This is a genomic window from Rhizobium aethiopicum (assembly GCF_900094625.1).
In the GTDB taxonomy this organism is placed as follows: domain Bacteria; phylum Pseudomonadota; class Alphaproteobacteria; order Rhizobiales; family Rhizobiaceae; genus Rhizobium; species Rhizobium aethiopicum.
Window position 1 is genome coordinate 109,717 of the sequence record NZ_FMAJ01000005.1, and the last position, 16,357, is coordinate 126,073.

Below are 16,357 nucleotides of genomic sequence, written 5' to 3' on the forward strand. Positions count from 1 at the left end.
AAGAGTGTCATAGTCGAATGTGCCGCGAGAATGTTGAGAAGATGATGAGGAACGTTATAGCGCTGCAGCTGTATTCGGTGAGATCACTGGGTTCTCTTCAAGACCAAGTGGCTGGTGCGGCGAGTGCGGGGTTCAAGGCGGTCGAACTTTTGCAAGAGCATTTGGCCGAGCCTACTGTTCTGAAGACTTTACTCGACGATCATCAGATAGCGGCGCCGTCCGCGCATATCAGCCATTCGGCACTGCGCGATGATTTCACGCGACTCATCGAAGTATGTGAATATTGCGGGATAAAGCAGCTCTTTGTTCCCGGCGTTGCATTCAACGCGTCAAAGGATAAGGCCGGCGGCTGGCGTTTCATGGGATTGGAACTGGCCCGTTTGGCCGAGAGGTTGGACCGCGCCGGGATCACGCTCGGCTACCACAATATGCGTCAGGACTTTTTGCCCCTTGCAGACGGGCGCTTTGGCTTCGAAGTCTTGATTGCCGCCGCCGGAGGAAGCCCTTTGAAGTGGCAGGCAGACATTGCTTGGATGAACCGCGCTGGAATCAACCCAGCAGATTGGTTGAAGAGATATCGGGGCATTCTCGTATCTGCCCACATTAAGGACGAAGCTCCCGTTGGAACCCACGAGGACGAAGACGGTTGGTCTGATGTTGGTGGTGGTACCATCATTTGGCCGTCGCTGTGGAAGACCGCCACCGAATGCGGGGCCCGGTTGCTTGTTGTTGAGCACGACAATCCGCGACAGCCACTGGAATTTGCCAAACGAAGCTTGAGCTACCTCAGGCGATTCAACGCTTAAGTGGCTATACGCCCATTCTGAGGACGGAGGACATTCTATTATGGATCTGGAATATCGGATTGATCATTTTTCACTCTTGGTGAAAGACCTAGCGCGGAGCATCAAATTTTATACCAACGTCTTCGGCTTCGAGATCATTGAGGACACCAACAATGAGAAGATCCGCTGGCTCAGAATAGGCGGCACGGACACGATCCACCTGAGTGAAGGCGACACAAGCACCACTTCGCTGCGAAAGGATACGCACTTTGCCTTGCGTGTGAGAGCTTTCGAAGCATTTCTCGCCGACATGGAAAACCGGGGAATCGCGTATTACGATTGGCCCGGGAATATCAACAAGGTTGGCGAACGGTTCGACGGGTATCGACAGGTTTATATCCAGGATCCCGATGGGTATTGGATCGAAGTCAACAATCACGGCTCCTGATGCCGCGGACCGCGCGAGCGCCTATCGTCAAGAAGACATGCCGCCGCAATCAGAGCAAGATTACTGGCTCTGGGACGCGATATGCCGTACGCGGTTGGCGGCTTCGATTAGTCGTTTCTCAGGCAGTCGCCCCTTCCGGACGGCATCGATTATACCGTCGCAGAGCTCAGGCAGATGTGGACCACCAGCAACTAACAGGAGATCGACACCGGCGCTGAGCGCTGTCACAGCAGTATCGATGAGCGATTGCGCGCGCATCGTGGCTGGCGCGTCGAGGTCATCGCTGATGACCAAGCCATCGAATCCAAACTCACCGCGCAAGAGCTCGATGACCTTGGCTGATGTACAGGCGGCGTTCTCCGGGTCAATGGCAGCAACGGGGGCTGGTCCAGCCATCACGGCTCTCGTCCCGGCCCTTATAGCTTCGCGGAAAGGCGTCGCATTCTCCAGGATGTCGCTCAGGCTGGACTGCATTGAAACATCGACGAGAGCCGGATCGCTCGCCAGATCAATGAACCCGGGAAAGTGTTTGGTAACCGCGGTGACCCCGGCTCGCTGTATCCCTCTTATAAATGCCGAAACTATACGTCCTACTTCTCTCCTGTCCGTTCCTAGGGATCGACCCTCAAGCCACGGATTTTGCCCGACAACGACGTCGCCGATAGGCGCAAGGAACATTGTTACTCCCAGCTCCTTGGCCGCTCGCGCTGTTTCGAAGCAACTGCCTTCGAGCTCATCGGCCGGCAGACGCGTTGCCTCGCGTAACGTAGGCAAGGGTGGAGTGAGCCCCTCAAGGCGCCTGATACCTCCGAGTTCTTGATCAACGGCAACAATCAAACCCGCCTGGTCACGGCGCAAACCATTGATGGCCGCGGTAACTGTCTGCCTGCTCTCTCGAGCGATACGGTCTCCCGACATGCGCCTGGCGACGTATTCGGAGCGGGTTTCTCCGATCAGGACCGAGCAGCCCCCGGCATCAATGAATGGAACCATTATGTCATGGAAATCCAATGTATCGAATGCAGGCAGAATCACAGCTCTCGCATCGCGGTGAATTGTCTCGCTCACTCGCCTTCTCCTAATTTGCTTCAATTTTCAATCAACGCCGTCAGGGCAAAAGGGGTGGTGCGGCACAACCTGGACCCTTGGCGCGTTGCGCTACAGAGGCGCTAATGTCTCACCTTCCGCGCATCAAGACACTGATCGCAGCAGCATGGAGATCCTTGTTCGCGGAAGCGATAATGCGGCCTCCATTTTCCGGACGCGAGCCGTCAAATGTCGTTACCACGCCCCCCGCCGCCTCGATGAGGGGGATCAACGGGACAATATCATAGGGCTGCAGGCTGTATTCGATGCAGATGTCAATGTGGCCGGCCGCCAGCATTGCGAAAGCGTAGCACTCGCCGCCGTACCGAGTCATTTTGACAGTCTCATCCAGGATATCAAATCGAACGTCGGGGTTCCTGCGAACACCCTCAGGCGAGTTGGTATGCAAGACAGCATCCGCAAGCCGCGCGCAGGCACTTGTCCTCAGGCGCGTTGTGGCGCTGGCAGTCTTGATCCAGCTCTCCCCGTTGTGGGCCCAAAACCTCTCTCTCGTGATGGGTTGACTCATCATGCCAGCGGTCGATCGTCCTTGCTCGCAGAAGCCGATCAAGGTGCCCCATACCGGAATTCCAAGCAGGAAAGGACGTGTGCCGTCAATCGGATCGAGGACCCATTGGCAGGCTCCAGTTCCGGTGATGCCGTATTCCTCACCGACAATGCTGTGGTCAGGAAACTCCGCGGAGATAAGCGCCCGCATTGCCAACTCTGCCGCTCGATCCGCTTCCGTCACCGGATCAAAACGGTATCCCTCTTTTGGTTTTGTCGAGGTCTCGAGCGTTTGCCGGAACCGGGACACTGTCTCGTGATCGGCGACGTCGGCCAGTCTGTGGAAAAAATCCGCTGTGGGAAGTTTCATTGTTATTCCTGTCTCGTAAGGCGCTCGTCGTGACGACAGTCGCTGCTTACATTGATCGGTGATTGCGATGGCTGTGCATCGGCATCGCTGGCAACACGCACAGGCTCATCTCTGACGCTGGGAAACCTTGCACAGGATGCGGCGCCAGTTCGCAAACTATCCGGTGGGGTAATCGTGAGCTTTATGCTTGGAGTACATGGTCTTGTGCCCCAGCTCAGCCGGGCATTGTACCCAGGCAAGAGCTTTGCCGCGCGGTTATGTGCCGTTCCGCAGGTCGGCAAGCTTTTCAAAACCTATGTCGATCTGGTCGAAGTGCGCCCTGGAGCCTTCTCCCGTCGGCGATTGAACGCCAAAGCCTACTTTGATCGGGCGGTTGCGAATGCCCGGAATAGCGAACCAGCGTAGAAACTGCCAGAATTTGCCGTCCTCGGAAAAATGGAATGCGATCGTATCCCCATCGCAGTAGACGCGAAGCCAAACAGCTTCTCCATGGTAATTCGGTCCGTCACAATCGTCCGAGGTCGTCCTCGTAACGACGCTTACGATCGTCGGCTTCTTGGCAGCCGAATATTCGAACGCCAACTTTGCCCAGTTGTCGTCATCGACCTGCACAAAAATCGCGCCGGCGTCGTAAGGAGCTGCGAATTCGACAGAGACCCTGGCAGTGATTGCAAATGTCTCTTCGACGACTTCCGTAGCCAAGGAAAGTACGTCGTTTCGGCGAAAGTTGTCTGCGGGATGATGGAACCAATCGGTGCTTCCATTGGCAGTCAGCGTCAAGCTCCTATCGCCGAACACCGCCGTTCCGTAGTTTTCGCCCCTAATCTGCAATCTATTTACGTTCATGTATGACTTCCGCTCATTATAAAAGGTCTGCTGTATTCTGAAGGGCGACACGAACCTGGTCCAGAACCGCAGCGCTCCTTGCAGAGAGATTCAACCAACAAGACAAGATAATAATCACATGGACTTCCACGGCCACAATTTCGCAAAGCCGTTAAACCTGACGCGATGTGACGTTGACCGCTGGCCTGTTGCGAATGGCGGATTTTGTGACACCGGAATTGTCGGCATCGTGGACCAACCTACTCGAGACCGCCGATGGCGGCGGGCTATGTTTTTGATGGAGCCGGCGCCGCCTCTGTCGGATCTTCAAAGCTGTTGCGCGGCCCGCACAATGACGTCGGCGACGGCCTAACGCCGGGTGACTGCGACATCGTCGGCTAGTGAAGTCAGCGGGTTCTGCACTGCGGTGACATTGTAGCCCCTGGACTGAAGTAGCGGAATGATGTCTTTCCAACTTGACCCGTCAGAGAAGGCGCCATGGACTAAGACAATATTTCGTACCGCCTCGGGCTGCTCGGCAGCACGGACAGGGTCTGCCGAGGCAGCAGCCGCCAGGGCCATGGCAACACCGAGCGCTCTTCCAAATACCGGCAACCGCGTCTCACCGAAGCGAATGAGTTTGGGGGGTGTGAAATGCTCTGATGATGTTCCAGCCTTGGCCGCCAGACTGCCTTTCGCGTCGCTGATACGGCCCAGGGTCCTAAGCACGCGCCTCATCCGGCAACCTCGTACAGGCGAAAGCTCATGTCCGCGGCCTCTTCCCGGAGCGGCACGATCGCTTGGTACTCAGGGGACATAAACCAGTGTTTTGCCGCCTGCACGTCCGGAAAACGGATAATGCCGAGGCCATGCGCGGTCGTTGAACCGGAAAGCGCTTCAATGAATTTGCCCCGATCAACGAACTCACCGCCAAATGCAGCAATCGTAGGTCCTGCGGCGGCTGAATACTCTCCCAATTTCTCCGCCGCTCTGGGGCGGACTTCAACGATAACAAGCGCTGGCATTCGGATCTCCTGTAGACATAAGGGAATTTTGAACACATATGTACATAACGAAGGGCAATTGTTTTGTCCATAGGTGACCAAAATAAAAAACGAGGCTTTCGAGATGGCGCGACCGATGAAGTTTGACCTCGATCAGGCAATAGAGATCGCAACTGAGGCAATTCGCGCAGAGGGTTACGAGCAGGCCTCCGTGAAGGCGTTGTCGGAGCGATTGGGAATATCCCGCTCGAGTTTTTACAATACGTTTGGATCACGCGAGGAACTGTTCGCCGAAGTCATCCGTCGCTACGCCCCGTCGGCTCCCGATGCGCCGCTTTATGGTCGGGTAGAGGGGCGGATCCTTCCTTTGATTGAGGGCGTCGCTCGAAACATCTGCCGGGTTCGGAGCCGCGATAAGCAAGGTCACGGGTGCATTATTGTCAATTCGATCTGCGAGCTTTGCCCTTCGCCGGCGGGTCCGGCCCAAATGCTGGCGGACTTGGCCACCGCTTCGGTGGAGCGGATTGAGGAGCTGCTTGCAACGGCTCAGACCCAGAACGAGATCCCTCCGGAGGCCAACCTCCGTGCCCTGGCGCTTGCACTGCAAAACATGATGATCGGGTTGAACGTATTGTCCAAGGTGGTGAGATCGGAGGAAGAATTGTGGCTGCTGGCGGAGACCACTTTGAAAGGGCTGGGACTGTATCCAACGCCCGGAAACCGCCCGTCCGTCTGATCAGGCAGGGTAAGGTAAGCCTGGTGAGGAGGAATGCCCAGTAGCGAAACAGCTGAAGGCCACCATAGCAACCGCGTCGCTTTGGGCTGTTTGGGACAGGTAAAGGCAGACGACCGAATATGACGCTGGCCATGCCCTTGTCCGGCTGGTTACATCTGACGGTTTCAGCATTCAATGACGAGGAGATTGGATTGCGATGCTTACGCTGCGGCAGATCGAGGTAATACGCGCCATTATGGTCACCGGAAGCATTGCAGGCGCCGCTCGGCTGCTGAACGTCTCGGCACCAGGGCTCAGCCGGCTGATGAAATACACCGAGGATTCGCTCGGTATCAGGCTGTTCGACAGACGAGCCGGACGGTATGTGCCGACCTCACAGGCACGAAACATCTTCGACCTTCTCGACACAGTGCATCGAAAGATCGACGATCTTCAGTCAGCGGTCGCCGGTCTCGGGCGCGGGCAGAGCCAGGAGCTTTGCATTGCATCGGTGCCAAGTATCGCCAACGTCATGGTTCCCCGGGCGATTGCCAAGCTGCGACAACGCTTCCCGGATCTTGCCCTAGACGTAAACATTCTCAAGATCGAGGAGGCAATCGACTATCTGCTCCTCGGGCGCGGCGAATTGGTCGCCATTTCTTCCCGCTTCGATCATCCGCTGATCGAATTCGAGCCGCTGGCGAGCGGCAAGCTGTTGTGCATCGTTCCGGAAACGAGTCCGTTAGCCGCCAAGGACAAAATCACGCCCCGGGAAATGTCCGGACACCCCTTGATAGGGATCAATCCGAAGGATCCTTACGGAGCGATCATGGCCGCAATGTTTACGGACAATGGCATCGACTACCAGATGAACATCAAGGCCCGTTTCGGCACGACGGTTTGCAGCCTTGTCGCTGCCGGGCTCGGTATCGCCATCATTGACGAATTCACCGTGGCGCATGGCATGGTTCGGGGACTGAAGCGCATCGAGATCGACGCCGACAGTATCTTTCACACTTACATCGCCTACCGCAGGGACCTCCCCCTGTCTGCCTATGCCGAGCAGTTTCGCCAGCTTTTGCGTCATGAAATGAAAAGTGCGAGTTCGATCAAGGCGATCGACTCCTCGAAAGGAAGAAAGCCTCTTCAGCAACACCGCCGATAAGCGAAGCGGCTGCCCCGTCCGTTCACGCCGGCTCACCGGCACCATTAACATGATGTTACGGAAGGCTGCAAAAATGATACTCGATATACCGGTCAGCGACCGCTAGATTTGTCTCGGGAGTTACATCGGCAACCGCACATGGATCGATAAACTCCCTGGGATGAGATGGACGATCGATGACAGGTTTCATTCCTTCGGGAAGCACAAAGCTTTTTTCAGTGGTGGGTGACCCCATCGACCAGGTGCGTTCGCCTGGTGTGCTCACCCGTCTTCTGGCCGAGCGGGGTGAAGACGCCGTCGTCGTACCGATGCACGTGGCCTCCTCCGATCTCAGTGACCTTTTCAGCGTGCTGCACGCCGTTCGCAATGTCGGCGGCATCCTCGTTACCATTCCGCATAAGCAGCATGCCTTCGGCTTATGCGCGACGACAACGGATCGTGCTGCCTTCGTCGAGGCGGCTAATGTCTTACGGCGCACCGCAGATGGCTGGCACGGCGACAACACTGACGGGATGGGATATCTTGATGGGATCGAGAAGCAGGATTTCACCGTCGCCGGACGCAACTGCCTTCTGATCGGATGTGGGGGCGCGGGTTCGGCTATCGCTCTCGAGATCATGAGGCGCGGTGCCGCATTGCTTGCGATCCATGACATCGACAGCGCACGGCTCCACCATGTCATCGCAAAGCTTGATCGGCTTTATCCCGGCCGGGTGATCGTTGGCAGCGCCGATCCGACGGGTTACGACCTCGTGGCCAACGCCACTCCGCTTGGTATGCGCAGCGACGATCCGCTGCCGGTAGACATATCCAAGCTGGAATCGCCGCAGTTCGTGGCCTGTGTGGTAACGAAACCCGAAGTTCCGCCGCTGATCGAAGTAGCGCGACTCCGCGGATGCCGGACTATGACAGGTGCCGGAATGTTCGATGCACAGGCTGCGACACTTGTGGACTTCCTTCTGACACGACCGAACGGACGGGAAGGACACTTGAAAACAGACTAGCTTTCGTCTCCTGCTGACGAAGGGCCGGCGGCGCGTGGAGACGGCGCCTGGAGAACCGGTCTGCTTTTATTGGGAGGACTACATGTACCGCAATTATTTGCTCGCAATCTCGACCACCCTTCTTGTTGGGCTGGGCGCGGCCCAGGCCGAGGACACCGTGAAGCTCGGGATGGTCGCCGAATTGTCCGGGGCGGGGGCTCCCTCGGGCACCAATTGGCGCGACGGCGTCAAGATCGCCGTCGAGGAAATCAATGCCGAAGGCGGCATCCTCGGCAAGAAGATCGAACTCGGCGAATATGACACTCAAACCGATCCTCAGGTTTCCCGCGCACTCGTTCAAAAGGCGATCGACGAAGGCGCTTACGCGATCCTCGGTACGATCTATTCCGGCTCGACGATGGTGAACATGCTGGTCGCGCAGCAGAACAGTACGCCGCAATTCGTCGGCTCGGAGTCGCCAAGTATCGTTCAAAAGGGCAATCCATTCGTGTTCCGCACGTCCTCAGGGTCCCAGAAAGGCATTCCCGCGCTGACGACCTACTTCACCGAGACGCTCAAGGCCAAGAAAGTGGCTATTGCCTGGGTCAACAACGAGTTCGGCAAGGGTGGGCATGACGTTTTTGCCGCCGAGATGAAAAAGGCTGGCATCGATGTTATCGCCGATGTTTCCTCGGAGCAGGGCCAGGCAGATTATGCCGCCGACGTCGCCAAGCTGAAAGATGCCAAGCCGGATGCCGTCTTCGTCTACATGAATCAGGAGGAATCCGCCCGCTTCCTGATCGAGGCCAGGAAACAATCCCTGGCCATGCCGCTTGTCGGGGAGGTTACGCTTACCGAAGCCAAAGTCGTGGAACTGGCTGGGCCGGCCGCTGATGGAGCGATCGCCCATGTCGGCCTCACTGCTGCGGCGACGGACGTTCCGGGTATCGGGGCTTTCGATAAGAAGTTCGAGGAGACTTTCAAGCGCAAGCCCACTCATGACGCGATCAAGGGCTATATCGGCGCATGGACAACCAAGTACGTCACCGAGATGGTTGGCGAGCTGGACGGCGAAGCCTTCGCCGAAAAAATGCATGGCCTATGCTTGAAGGCGGCGGACTACCCGAAGATTCTTCTCGACACCTGCTGGGATGAGCACGGAGAAATGTCGCGCCCCAGCTTTATGGTGCAGGTGAAGGACGGCAAGGCTGCCGTTATCGGCACGGTCCCCGCCAACTGATCAACCTCCGCGTCGCCGCGGCGGCCTCGGCTGCCGCGGCCATCGAAAGAGTGGCACGATGTCCCAATTCCTACAGGTCCTCCTATCCGGTCTGGCGACCGGCTCCATTTACGCGCTCGTCGCCATCGGCTTCACGCTGGTATGGCAGGCCGCGCAAACCGTGAACTTCGCCCAAGGCGAGTTCGTGATGTTACCAGCCTTCTTTGTGCTCGCCTGTATCAGTATCCTCGGCATGCCGTTCTGGGCGGCTCTGGTTGCTGGCCTTGTTCTGTCGATGATCGTCCTCGGCCTCCTGTTCAAGAAGCTGATGGTGGAGCCTATCCTTCCCCACGGAGGAATAACCTTGATCATCGCCACCATGGCACTGGGCATCCTCCTCAAGGAAAGCGTCAAGGAGTTCTACTCGGCGGAAGCCCAGCCCTTCCCCGCCATGTTTCCGAACGATCCGGTCAACGTCTTCGGCGCAATCCTCTCGATGCAGGACATCCTCAACCTGGTGCTCTGCCTCGGAATCGTTGTTCTGCTAACCTTGTTCCTGAACCGCACGCGCACCGGGCGCTGCATGCAGGCCACGGCACAAAATCCCGCGGTCGCCGAGATCCTCGGTGTAAACGTCAAGCGGATGATCCTCTACACCTTCCTGATCAATGCTGCGCTCGCCGCACTCGCCTCCTACCTGATCACGCCGGTCTATCTTGCCAAATTTTCGAATGGCGAAACCCTCGGCCTGATCGCCTTCATCGCGGCTATCGTCGGCGGCTTCAACCAGATAAGGGGCGCAATGGTCGGAGGCCTGTTAATCGGCGTTCTCGACAATCTGACCGCCGCTTACGTAACGGCAGAGTACCGCGCCGCCTTGCCCCTCGTTCTCCTGATCGTGATCATCCTCGTTAGACCGCAGGGCATTCTCGGCACGTCGGAGGGAAGGACGGTATGACGATGGCTCCTAAACTGCGCACATTGGTCATCTTCGCTCTTCTGGCGCTCGCCATCGCCGCGCCGATTGGCCAGAAGAACTACATCATCTATGTCCTGACCTCTTGGATGATCTTTACGATAGCATCCATGGGCCTGAACCTCACTCTCGGCTACGCCGGCCAGATTTCCCTGGCGCAGGCGTCATTCATGGCGATCGGCGCCTATGTCACCGCGCTGCTAACCCTGGCGGGCTGGCACTGGATCGTTGCGATGCCGCTGGCGCTCCTGCTTTGCTTCGTCGTCGGCCTGTTGCTCGGCTATCCGGCGCTACGCGTCAAGGGTCACTTCCTCGCCTTCGTAACTCTCGCCTTCAACACGCTTGTTTTCCTCGTTCTTAGAAACGAGGACTGGTTGACCGGTGGCAGCATCGGCTTGGTCGGCATGCCCCGTCCTGACTTCGGCCTGTTCTCGACGATGAAGCAACTGCCGTTCTACTATTTCACACTCACGGTGACGGTGCTCGCGGGCCTTGCCATGTGGGGTATCGTTCGTTCGCCCTGGGGGCGCGCCTTCAAGGCGTTGCGCGAAAATCCCGTACGTGCCGAAAGCCTCGGCGTCGATACTCGCCGCATCACCCTGCTCGCCTTTGCCATCGGTTCCACCTATGGCGGGCTTGCCGGAACCTTGATCACTCCGCTTGTACAGTTCATCGAGCCCGGTTCATTCGCACTCGCACATTCTCTGCGCATTCTGCTGATGGTCATCGTCGGCGGGGCGGGCTACTTCTTCGGGCCGCTGGTGGGAGCCGGTGTGGTCATTCTGCTTCCGGAAATCCTTCGTTTTACTCAAGGTTACTATCTCATCATCTATTCGGCGCTGGTCATCGTCATGCTCATTTTCGTGCCTTCGGGACTGATCGGCGTCGGCTCCAGGATCCGCGATAAACTTTGGCCTAAGAAGCAGGTCCGTGCAGATATGGCGGAAGGAGCAACCCTGAAATGAACGCGCCCATCCTCTCCGTTCGCAATATCGGCAAGAGCTTCGGCGGGATCCGCGCCGTAGACGGTGTTTCCTTCGAAGTGAGCAAGGGCGAGATCCTCGGGCTCATCGGCCCGAACGGGTCCGGCAAGTCGACGCTCTTCAATTGCATCCTCGGCCAATTGACGCCGGATGCCGGCGAAGTGACGGTCAACGGCAAGAAGGTCTCCGGCATGCGCGCCTCCGACCTTAACAAGCTCGGGGTCGGGCGCACCTTTCAGCAATTGTCGGTGTTTCCGAAAATGTCCGTGCTCGACAATATCATCCTTGCCGGACAGGAACATCATGGCACGATGTTGTCGCGGCTGTTCGGACCGAATGATGCGGGCCTGACGGTAGAGGCGGAGAAGATGATTTCCTTCTTCCGACTCGCTCATCTGAAAGATGCGCTAGCCGGCTCTCTTTCTTACGGTCAGCAGAAGCTGGTTGATGCTGCCATGGCCTTTATGGCGGGCCCGAGCCTCGTCTTGCTCGACGAACCGGCCGGCGGCGTCAACCTGACCATGCTTGCCAACCTGAAGGACCGGCTTGTCGCCTACAATGCCGAGCATGGGACGACTTTCGTCGTCATCGAGCACAATATGGAATTCGTCATGAGCCTGTGTTCCCGCATCATCGTGCTGGCCGAAGGCAGCATAATCGCAGAGGGCACGCCCGACGAAATCCGCTCGAACCAGGCCGTCATCGACGCCTATCTCGGAGGCTGAGAATGCTTGAACTGAAAAACATCCAAGGCGGCTACGGCAAGATCACCATCCTGAACGGCGTGTCGTTTTCCATTCCGAAAGCTTCGATTACCACCGTCATCGGACCGAACGGCGCTGGCAAATCGACCGTCTTCAAGGCGATCTTCGGCCTCCTGAATATCCACTCCGGCCAGATTCTGCTCGACGGCCAGGATGTGACCAGGCAAACGCCGCGGCAGATGATCGCCCACGGCGTCACCTATGTTCCCCAGGGGCGCAACGTTGTTCCGCAGCTCTCGGTCTACCACAATCTGGAGCTCGGCGGCATTACTGCAAGCGACCAGACGCGGGTGCGGCGGCGCATCGACATGGTGATGGATCAGTTCCCGATGCTGCGCAAGTTCAGCAACCGCAAGGCGATCGAACTGTCCGGCGGACAACAGAAGCAATTGGAGGTGGCTCGTGCCCTGCTGCTCGACCCGAAGCTGATCCTCATTGACGAACCGTCGATCGGCTTGTCTCCCAATCTCGTCCAGGAGGTCTTTCAGACGCTGATCCGACTGCGTGACCAGGGGGTCACTATCCTGATGGTGGAGCAGAACGCTAAGTCGGCTCTTGCAATGTCAGACTACGGCCTCGTTCTCGAACTCGGCCAGACCCGCATGCATGACAGGGCAGCCGCCCTGCTTGCCGATCCGCGTGTCGGACAACTTTTTCTCGGCGGCCACGTCGAGGCTCAACATGCACATTGAAGCGCTTGGCACCGCCGCAAGATTGGGAGAATGTCCGATCTGGTGCGGCGCGAGCCAGCGGCTTTGGTGGGTGGATGTCCTGACGCCGGCGCTATGGAGTTACGATCAGAAACGAGGGGTGATTGCCGAACATAAGGTGGCAGCCCGACGTATCGGTTCGCTCGCTCTGCGCAAGAAAGGTGGCCTGCTGCTCGCCTGCGACGACGGCTTGTACCAGTACGATCCAGAAGCAGAAACGCAGCTTTTTCTCGTCGATCCAGAGCCGGGACGACCCGGTCACCGGAAGAACGACGGAAGGGCGGACTGGGCGGGGAACTTCTGGATCGGCACATTACGGGAAACTGACTACGCACCGGTCGGCGCGATCTACTTGGTATCCCCGGAACTTTCAGTCGCCAAGCAATTCAGCGGGCTAGCTATTCCGAACGCCCTGGCTTTCGACCAGGAGCGGAGACGGGTCTATTTCGCCGATACGCGCGCCTACACGATCTGGATGAGCGATTATGAAGCCGAAACAGGCCAAATCGGAGAGAGACGGGTCTTCGCGAGAACAGCAGCTCCTGCGCGCCCTGACGGAAGCTGTGTCGATGCCGAAGGGTTCCTCTGGAACGCTGAATATGCCGGGGGCCGGCTCGTGCGCTACAGCCCTGATGGAAGAATCGATCGTGTACTCGACTTGCCCGTCAGCCATCCCACCAGTTGCTGCTTTGGAGGCGAGAACCTGGAGCAGCTCTGGGTTACGTCGGCAAGCGAGCCTCTTTCGACGGCCGAACGGCTGGCTGAGCCGCTTTCGGGCCGGCTGCTGGTCCTCGACGTCGGACTTCGGGGCAGGCCTGAATATCTCACCGACTTATAGTCCATCGAGAGGAGCTGCCGGATGAAAACTTCGATTGCGACAGTGTCGATTAGCGGAGAACTCCCGGAAAAGCTAGAAGCGATCGCCAGAGCCGGGTTCGACGGTGTGGAAATCTTCGAGAATGACTTTCTTGCTTTCGCCGGCAGTCCGGGCGATGTCGGCCGGATGGTCCGCGATCGCGGACTGGAGATCACGCTCTTTCAGCCCTTCCGTGATTTCGAGGGCATGCCCGAACCCCTGCGCAGCCGCACCTTCGATCGCGCCGAGCGCAAATTCGACGTGATGCAGCAACTGGGCACCGAATTAATCCTCGTTTGTTCCAATGTTTCTTCCGCCGCGCTCGGCGGCATCGATCGGGCAGCGGCAGATTTTCACGAACTCGGCGAGCGGGCAGCCAAGCGTGGCTTGAAGATTGGCTATGAGGCCCTCGCCTGGGGAAAGCACATCAACGATCATCGCGATGCCTGGGAAATCGTGCGCAGGGCCGGTCACCCGAATGTCGGCCTGATCCTCGACAGTTTCCACACGCTCTCGCGCAAGATAGATATCAATTCGATCCGATCGATTCCCAGGGAAAAGATCGTCATGGTGCAGCTTGCCGACGCGCCCCTGATAGATATGGATCTGCTTTATTGGAGTCGGCATTTCCGCAATATGCCCGGCGAAGGCGATCTCCCTGTTGCGGCGTTCGCGGCCGCCGTCGCCGATACTGGCTATGACGGCTATTTTTCGCTGGAGATATTCAATGACCAGTTCCGCGGAGGCTCTACGCGTTCGATTGCCGCCGACGGACACCGTTCGCTGATCTTTCTCGGCGATCAAGTCCGGCGTTCAGGCGCCGCCCCGAGTCTTTCGGTACGGCCGATGCCCCCGCGCGCGACCGTCGAAGGCATTGCCTTCGTGGAGTTTTCGGCAGACGAGGAAGAGGCTGCCGCTCTGATCCGCATGTTGGAAACCTTAGGTTTCCACAAGGAAGCAATCCATCGGAGCAAAGACGTAATCCTTTACCGGCAAGGCGATATACGTCTTATCATCAATACCGATCGCGACGGTTATGCCGGCTCCTCATTTGCCATCCATGGAACGTCGGCCTACGCGATCGCACTGAAGGTCGACGATGCAACGGATGCTTTTGAAAGGGCCGTCGCGCTCGATGCTGAGCCCTTCAGCCAACCCGTCGTGCCGGGGGAGGTGGAAATACCGGCAATCCGCGGCGTAGGTGGAGGGGTGATCTACCTGATAGATGACAAAAGCAATCTCGGCCGTTTTTCGGAAATCGACTTCATGCCTGTTGAAGACGAAACCGAGCCTGCTTCCGCCCATTTGCTCTATGTCGACCACATTGCGCAGACGGTCGCCTATGACGATATGCTGACCTGGCTGTTATTCTACACCTCGATATTCGAAGCGCGGAAAACGCCGATGGTCGACATCATCGATCCCGCCGGCGTGGTACGCAGCCAAGTGGTCGAGAATACATCCGGCTCGTTGCGCATTACGCTGAACGGCGCGGAAAACCGGCGTACGCTGGCGGGCCATTTTATTGCCGAGACTTTCGGCTCCGGCGTGCAGCATCTTGCCTTCCATACCGACGACATTTTCGCAACAGCAGCCAGGCTGCGGCAGAACGGTTTCAAACCACTCGCGATTTCGCCGAATTATTATGACGACCTCGAAGCCCGCTTCGGCTTGGATACGCAACTCAGTGATCGCCTGAAGGCGGATAACATCCTGTACGACCGGGATGAACACGGAGAGTACTTCCAGCTGTATAGTCCGACCTTCGGCGACGGTTTCTTCTTCGAGATCGTACAACGCCGGGGCTATACGGGCTACGGAGCGGCCAATGCAATTTTTCGCATTGCAGCCCAGAAGAAGCATCTGAGGCCGGAAGGCATGCCAAGGCTTTAGTTTTTCGATCTGGCACAGGCTTCAAACCATTGAGACGGAAGCGCTCTGAAGCCATTCGACCCGCCGGCAGATGCATCGCTCTTGGCAAGATGTATGTTTGTGATGCTACGTTCAGCGAACCCTCGGACGCAAGAACTTACGGCGACATTTCGGCGGCTGCCGCCATTCCTATATCCGATAGACTCTTGCGGCGTTGTCGTGGAACAGCGCAATACGTTCGTCTTTAGAATAGCCGGCTGTGATGGACTTGAAGCTGTCCATAATCTTGTCATAGCTGCCGAACAGCTTGTCGACCGGGAAATTCGAAGCGAACATGCATCTTTCGACGCCGAAAGCCGCGAGTGCCTCTTCCACGTAAGGTCTGACGCTATCCACCGTCCACGTCCAATCTCCCATGCCGAGGCCGGAGATCTTGCAGGCAACGTTGGGCGCCTGGGCCAGCATGCGCATTCCTGTTCGCCACCCTTCGAAGTGGCTCGGGCCATCGACCTGCATACCGGTGTGATTGAGAATGATCTGCACGTCCGGAAAGTCCCGCGCGAGTTCGAGGAATTCTTCCATCTGCCAGTAGTAGATCTGAAGGTCGAAGCTGAGGCCTCGCCGCGCCAGTTCCTTGAAGCCTCTGCGCCAGCCCGGCGTCCGACTGACTTCCGGTTCGGTCAGATAGGTTTTTGCGGCATCGTCATGAAAGTTCATTGACTGTCGGATACCGCGGAAGTTCGCATACGACATGTGCTCGTCCAGGAGATCGCCGACGTCGCGCTTGCGCAAGTCGGCATATCCGACAATCCCGTGAGGGAAGCCGTGCTTGTCGGCGACATTTTGCAGCCAACGCGTCTCGCCTGCCGGATCCCTTGGATCATAACCAACATCCAGATGAACCGACTTCACAAGATTCTGGTTCTTCGCATCGGCAAGGAAGTCTTCGATGAGGTAGGTCTTGTTGATCGCAGTATAGTCGCCGAACGCGGATGGCTTCACGCCATCGGACAGCCATGGGTAATAGTTGTTGTCGAGATCCCAAATATGGAAATGCGGATCGATGATTGGTAGGTCGTCCATAATTGC

17 protein-coding genes and 1 pseudogene are annotated in these 16,357 nt (G+C 57.6%); 12 read left to right on the plus strand and 6 right to left on the minus strand.

The window, feature by feature from the left end; translation table 11 throughout:
* Positions 1 to 17: 17 nt before the first annotated feature.
* Positions 18 to 806: a sugar phosphate isomerase/epimerase family protein gene (locus tag GA0061105_RS12615; RefSeq protein WP_245304309.1), complete on the plus strand. Its 789-nt coding sequence runs from the start codon at positions 18 to 20 to the stop codon at positions 804 to 806.
* A 40-nt stretch (positions 807 to 846) separates the two neighbouring features.
* A complete protein-coding gene (locus GA0061105_RS12620) occupies positions 847 to 1,233 on the plus strand; it encodes a VOC family protein (protein ID WP_092750421.1) in 387 nt (128 codons plus the stop codon).
* Positions 1,234 to 1,293: 60 nt separating this feature from the next.
* On the opposite strand, the gene GA0061105_RS12625 is transcribed toward GA0061105_RS12620, so the two are convergent.
* The 5 genes and pseudogenes from GA0061105_RS12625 to GA0061105_RS12645 form a co-directional block, all read right to left on the minus strand.
* Complete coding sequence (locus GA0061105_RS12625) at positions 1,294 to 2,301, minus strand: glycoside hydrolase family 3 N-terminal domain-containing protein (protein ID WP_167358547.1); 1,008 nt, start codon at positions 2,299 to 2,301, stop codon at positions 1,294 to 1,296.
* Positions 2,302 to 2,410: 109 nt separating this feature from the next.
* Complete coding sequence (hisN, locus tag GA0061105_RS12630; protein WP_092750423.1) at positions 2,411 to 3,196, minus strand: histidinol-phosphatase; 786 nt, start codon at positions 3,194 to 3,196, stop codon at positions 2,411 to 2,413.
* A gap of 255 nt (positions 3,197 to 3,451) precedes the next feature.
* Positions 3,452 to 3,976 carry a DUF1349 domain-containing protein gene (locus GA0061105_RS12635; protein ID WP_245304311.1) on the minus strand — a complete coding sequence of 175 codons (525 nt, stop codon included), beginning with the start codon at positions 3,974 to 3,976 and terminating at the stop codon, positions 3,452 to 3,454.
* Positions 3,977 to 4,393: 417 nt separating this feature from the next.
* A pseudogene (locus tag GA0061105_RS33355) lies at positions 4,394 to 4,603 on the minus strand (lipase family protein); the annotation flags it as partial.
* Between the two features lie 152 nt (positions 4,604 to 4,755).
* Positions 4,756 to 5,046, minus strand: a complete 291-nt coding sequence (locus GA0061105_RS12645) for a DUF1330 domain-containing protein (RefSeq protein ID WP_092750426.1) — start codon at positions 5,044 to 5,046, stop codon at positions 4,756 to 4,758.
* Positions 5,047 to 5,161: 115 nt separating this feature from the next.
* On the opposite strand from GA0061105_RS12645, the gene GA0061105_RS12650 reads away from it, so the two are divergent.
* From GA0061105_RS12650 to GA0061105_RS12695, 10 genes are all read left to right on the plus strand, one after another.
* Complete coding sequence (locus tag GA0061105_RS12650) at positions 5,162 to 5,761, plus strand: TetR/AcrR family transcriptional regulator (RefSeq protein WP_167358548.1); 600 nt, start codon at positions 5,162 to 5,164, stop codon at positions 5,759 to 5,761.
* Positions 5,762 to 5,957: 196 nt separating this feature from the next.
* Positions 5,958 to 6,905 (plus strand): LysR family transcriptional regulator, encoded by a 948-nt coding sequence (locus GA0061105_RS12655; protein ID WP_092750430.1) that lies wholly within the window; start codon positions 5,958 to 5,960, stop codon positions 6,903 to 6,905.
* 176 nt (positions 6,906 to 7,081) lie between these two features.
* Positions 7,082 to 7,909, plus strand: coding sequence for a shikimate dehydrogenase family protein (locus GA0061105_RS12660; RefSeq protein ID WP_092750432.1), 828 nt, complete (start codon positions 7,082 to 7,084; stop codon positions 7,907 to 7,909).
* 82 nt (positions 7,910 to 7,991) lie between these two features.
* A complete protein-coding gene (locus GA0061105_RS12665) occupies positions 7,992 to 9,128 on the plus strand; it encodes an ABC transporter substrate-binding protein (protein ID WP_064692892.1) in 1,137 nt (378 codons plus the stop codon).
* 58 nt (positions 9,129 to 9,186) lie between these two features.
* The gene (locus GA0061105_RS12670) at positions 9,187 to 10,065 is read left to right on the plus strand and encodes a branched-chain amino acid ABC transporter permease (RefSeq protein ID WP_064692891.1); all 879 of its coding nucleotides are present in this window, start codon (positions 9,187 to 9,189) and stop codon (positions 10,063 to 10,065) included.
* A complete protein-coding gene (locus GA0061105_RS12675; protein ID WP_167358549.1) occupies positions 10,062 to 11,048 on the plus strand; it encodes a branched-chain amino acid ABC transporter permease in 987 nt (328 codons plus the stop codon). The genes GA0061105_RS12670 and GA0061105_RS12675 overlap by 4 nt, the downstream gene beginning before the upstream one ends.
* The gene (locus GA0061105_RS12680; protein WP_064692889.1) at positions 11,045 to 11,791 is read left to right on the plus strand and encodes an ABC transporter ATP-binding protein; all 747 of its coding nucleotides are present in this window, start codon (positions 11,045 to 11,047) and stop codon (positions 11,789 to 11,791) included. Before GA0061105_RS12675 ends, GA0061105_RS12680 begins: the two co-directional genes overlap by 4 nt.
* Before the next feature lie 2 nt (positions 11,792 to 11,793).
* Positions 11,794 to 12,522, plus strand: a complete 729-nt coding sequence (locus GA0061105_RS12685) for an ABC transporter ATP-binding protein (protein WP_064692888.1) — start codon at positions 11,794 to 11,796, stop codon at positions 12,520 to 12,522.
* Positions 12,512 to 13,378 carry an SMP-30/gluconolactonase/LRE family protein gene (locus GA0061105_RS12690; protein ID WP_167358550.1) on the plus strand — a complete coding sequence of 289 codons (867 nt, stop codon included), beginning with the start codon at positions 12,512 to 12,514 and terminating at the stop codon, positions 13,376 to 13,378. Before GA0061105_RS12685 ends, GA0061105_RS12690 begins: the two co-directional genes overlap by 11 nt.
* Before the next feature lie 21 nt (positions 13,379 to 13,399).
* On the plus strand, positions 13,400 to 15,289 hold the full coding sequence (locus tag GA0061105_RS12695) for a bifunctional sugar phosphate isomerase/epimerase/4-hydroxyphenylpyruvate dioxygenase family protein (RefSeq protein WP_092750436.1): 1,890 nt from the start codon (positions 13,400 to 13,402) through the stop codon (positions 15,287 to 15,289).
* A gap of 168 nt (positions 15,290 to 15,457) precedes the next feature.
* Here GA0061105_RS12695 and GA0061105_RS12700 read toward each other — a convergent pair whose 3' ends face one another.
* Positions 15,458 to 16,351 carry an amidohydrolase family protein gene (locus GA0061105_RS12700; protein ID WP_092750438.1) on the minus strand — a complete coding sequence of 298 codons (894 nt, stop codon included), beginning with the start codon at positions 16,349 to 16,351 and terminating at the stop codon, positions 15,458 to 15,460.
* Positions 16,352 to 16,357 lie beyond the last annotated feature (6 nt).

What these genes read in the sequence shown, in the direction of transcription:
- GA0061105_RS12615 (WP_245304309.1), top strand. Translation starts at nt 18, where the DNA reads ATGTGCCGCGAGAATGTTGAGAAGATGATGAGGAACGTTATAGCGCTG.
- GA0061105_RS12620 (WP_092750421.1), top strand. Translation starts at nt 847, where the DNA reads ATGGATCTGGAATATCGGATTGATCATTTTTCACTCTTGGTGAAAGAC.
- hisN (WP_092750423.1), bottom strand. Translation starts at nt 3,196, where the DNA reads ATGAAACTTCCCACAGCGGATTTTTTCCACAGACTGGCCGACGTCGCC.
- GA0061105_RS12645 (WP_092750426.1), bottom strand. Translation starts at nt 5,046, where the DNA reads ATGCCAGCGCTTGTTATCGTTGAAGTCCGCCCCAGAGCGGCGGAGAAA.
- GA0061105_RS12650 (WP_167358548.1), top strand. Translation starts at nt 5,162, where the DNA reads ATGAAGTTTGACCTCGATCAGGCAATAGAGATCGCAACTGAGGCAATT.
- GA0061105_RS12655 (WP_092750430.1), top strand. Translation starts at nt 5,958, where the DNA reads ATGCTTACGCTGCGGCAGATCGAGGTAATACGCGCCATTATGGTCACC.
- GA0061105_RS12660 (WP_092750432.1), top strand. Translation starts at nt 7,082, where the DNA reads ATGACAGGTTTCATTCCTTCGGGAAGCACAAAGCTTTTTTCAGTGGTG.
- GA0061105_RS12665 (WP_064692892.1), top strand. Translation starts at nt 7,992, where the DNA reads ATGTACCGCAATTATTTGCTCGCAATCTCGACCACCCTTCTTGTTGGG.
- GA0061105_RS12670 (WP_064692891.1), top strand. Translation starts at nt 9,187, where the DNA reads ATGTCCCAATTCCTACAGGTCCTCCTATCCGGTCTGGCGACCGGCTCC.
- GA0061105_RS12675 (WP_167358549.1), top strand. Translation starts at nt 10,062, where the DNA reads ATGACGATGGCTCCTAAACTGCGCACATTGGTCATCTTCGCTCTTCTG.
- GA0061105_RS12680 (WP_064692889.1), top strand. Translation starts at nt 11,045, where the DNA reads ATGAACGCGCCCATCCTCTCCGTTCGCAATATCGGCAAGAGCTTCGGC.
- GA0061105_RS12685 (WP_064692888.1), top strand. Translation starts at nt 11,794, where the DNA reads ATGCTTGAACTGAAAAACATCCAAGGCGGCTACGGCAAGATCACCATC.
- GA0061105_RS12690 (WP_167358550.1), top strand. Translation starts at nt 12,512, where the DNA reads ATGCACATTGAAGCGCTTGGCACCGCCGCAAGATTGGGAGAATGTCCG.
- GA0061105_RS12695 (WP_092750436.1), top strand. Translation starts at nt 13,400, where the DNA reads ATGAAAACTTCGATTGCGACAGTGTCGATTAGCGGAGAACTCCCGGAA.
- GA0061105_RS12700 (WP_092750438.1), bottom strand. Translation starts at nt 16,351, where the DNA reads ATGGACGACCTACCAATCATCGATCCGCATTTCCATATTTGGGATCTC.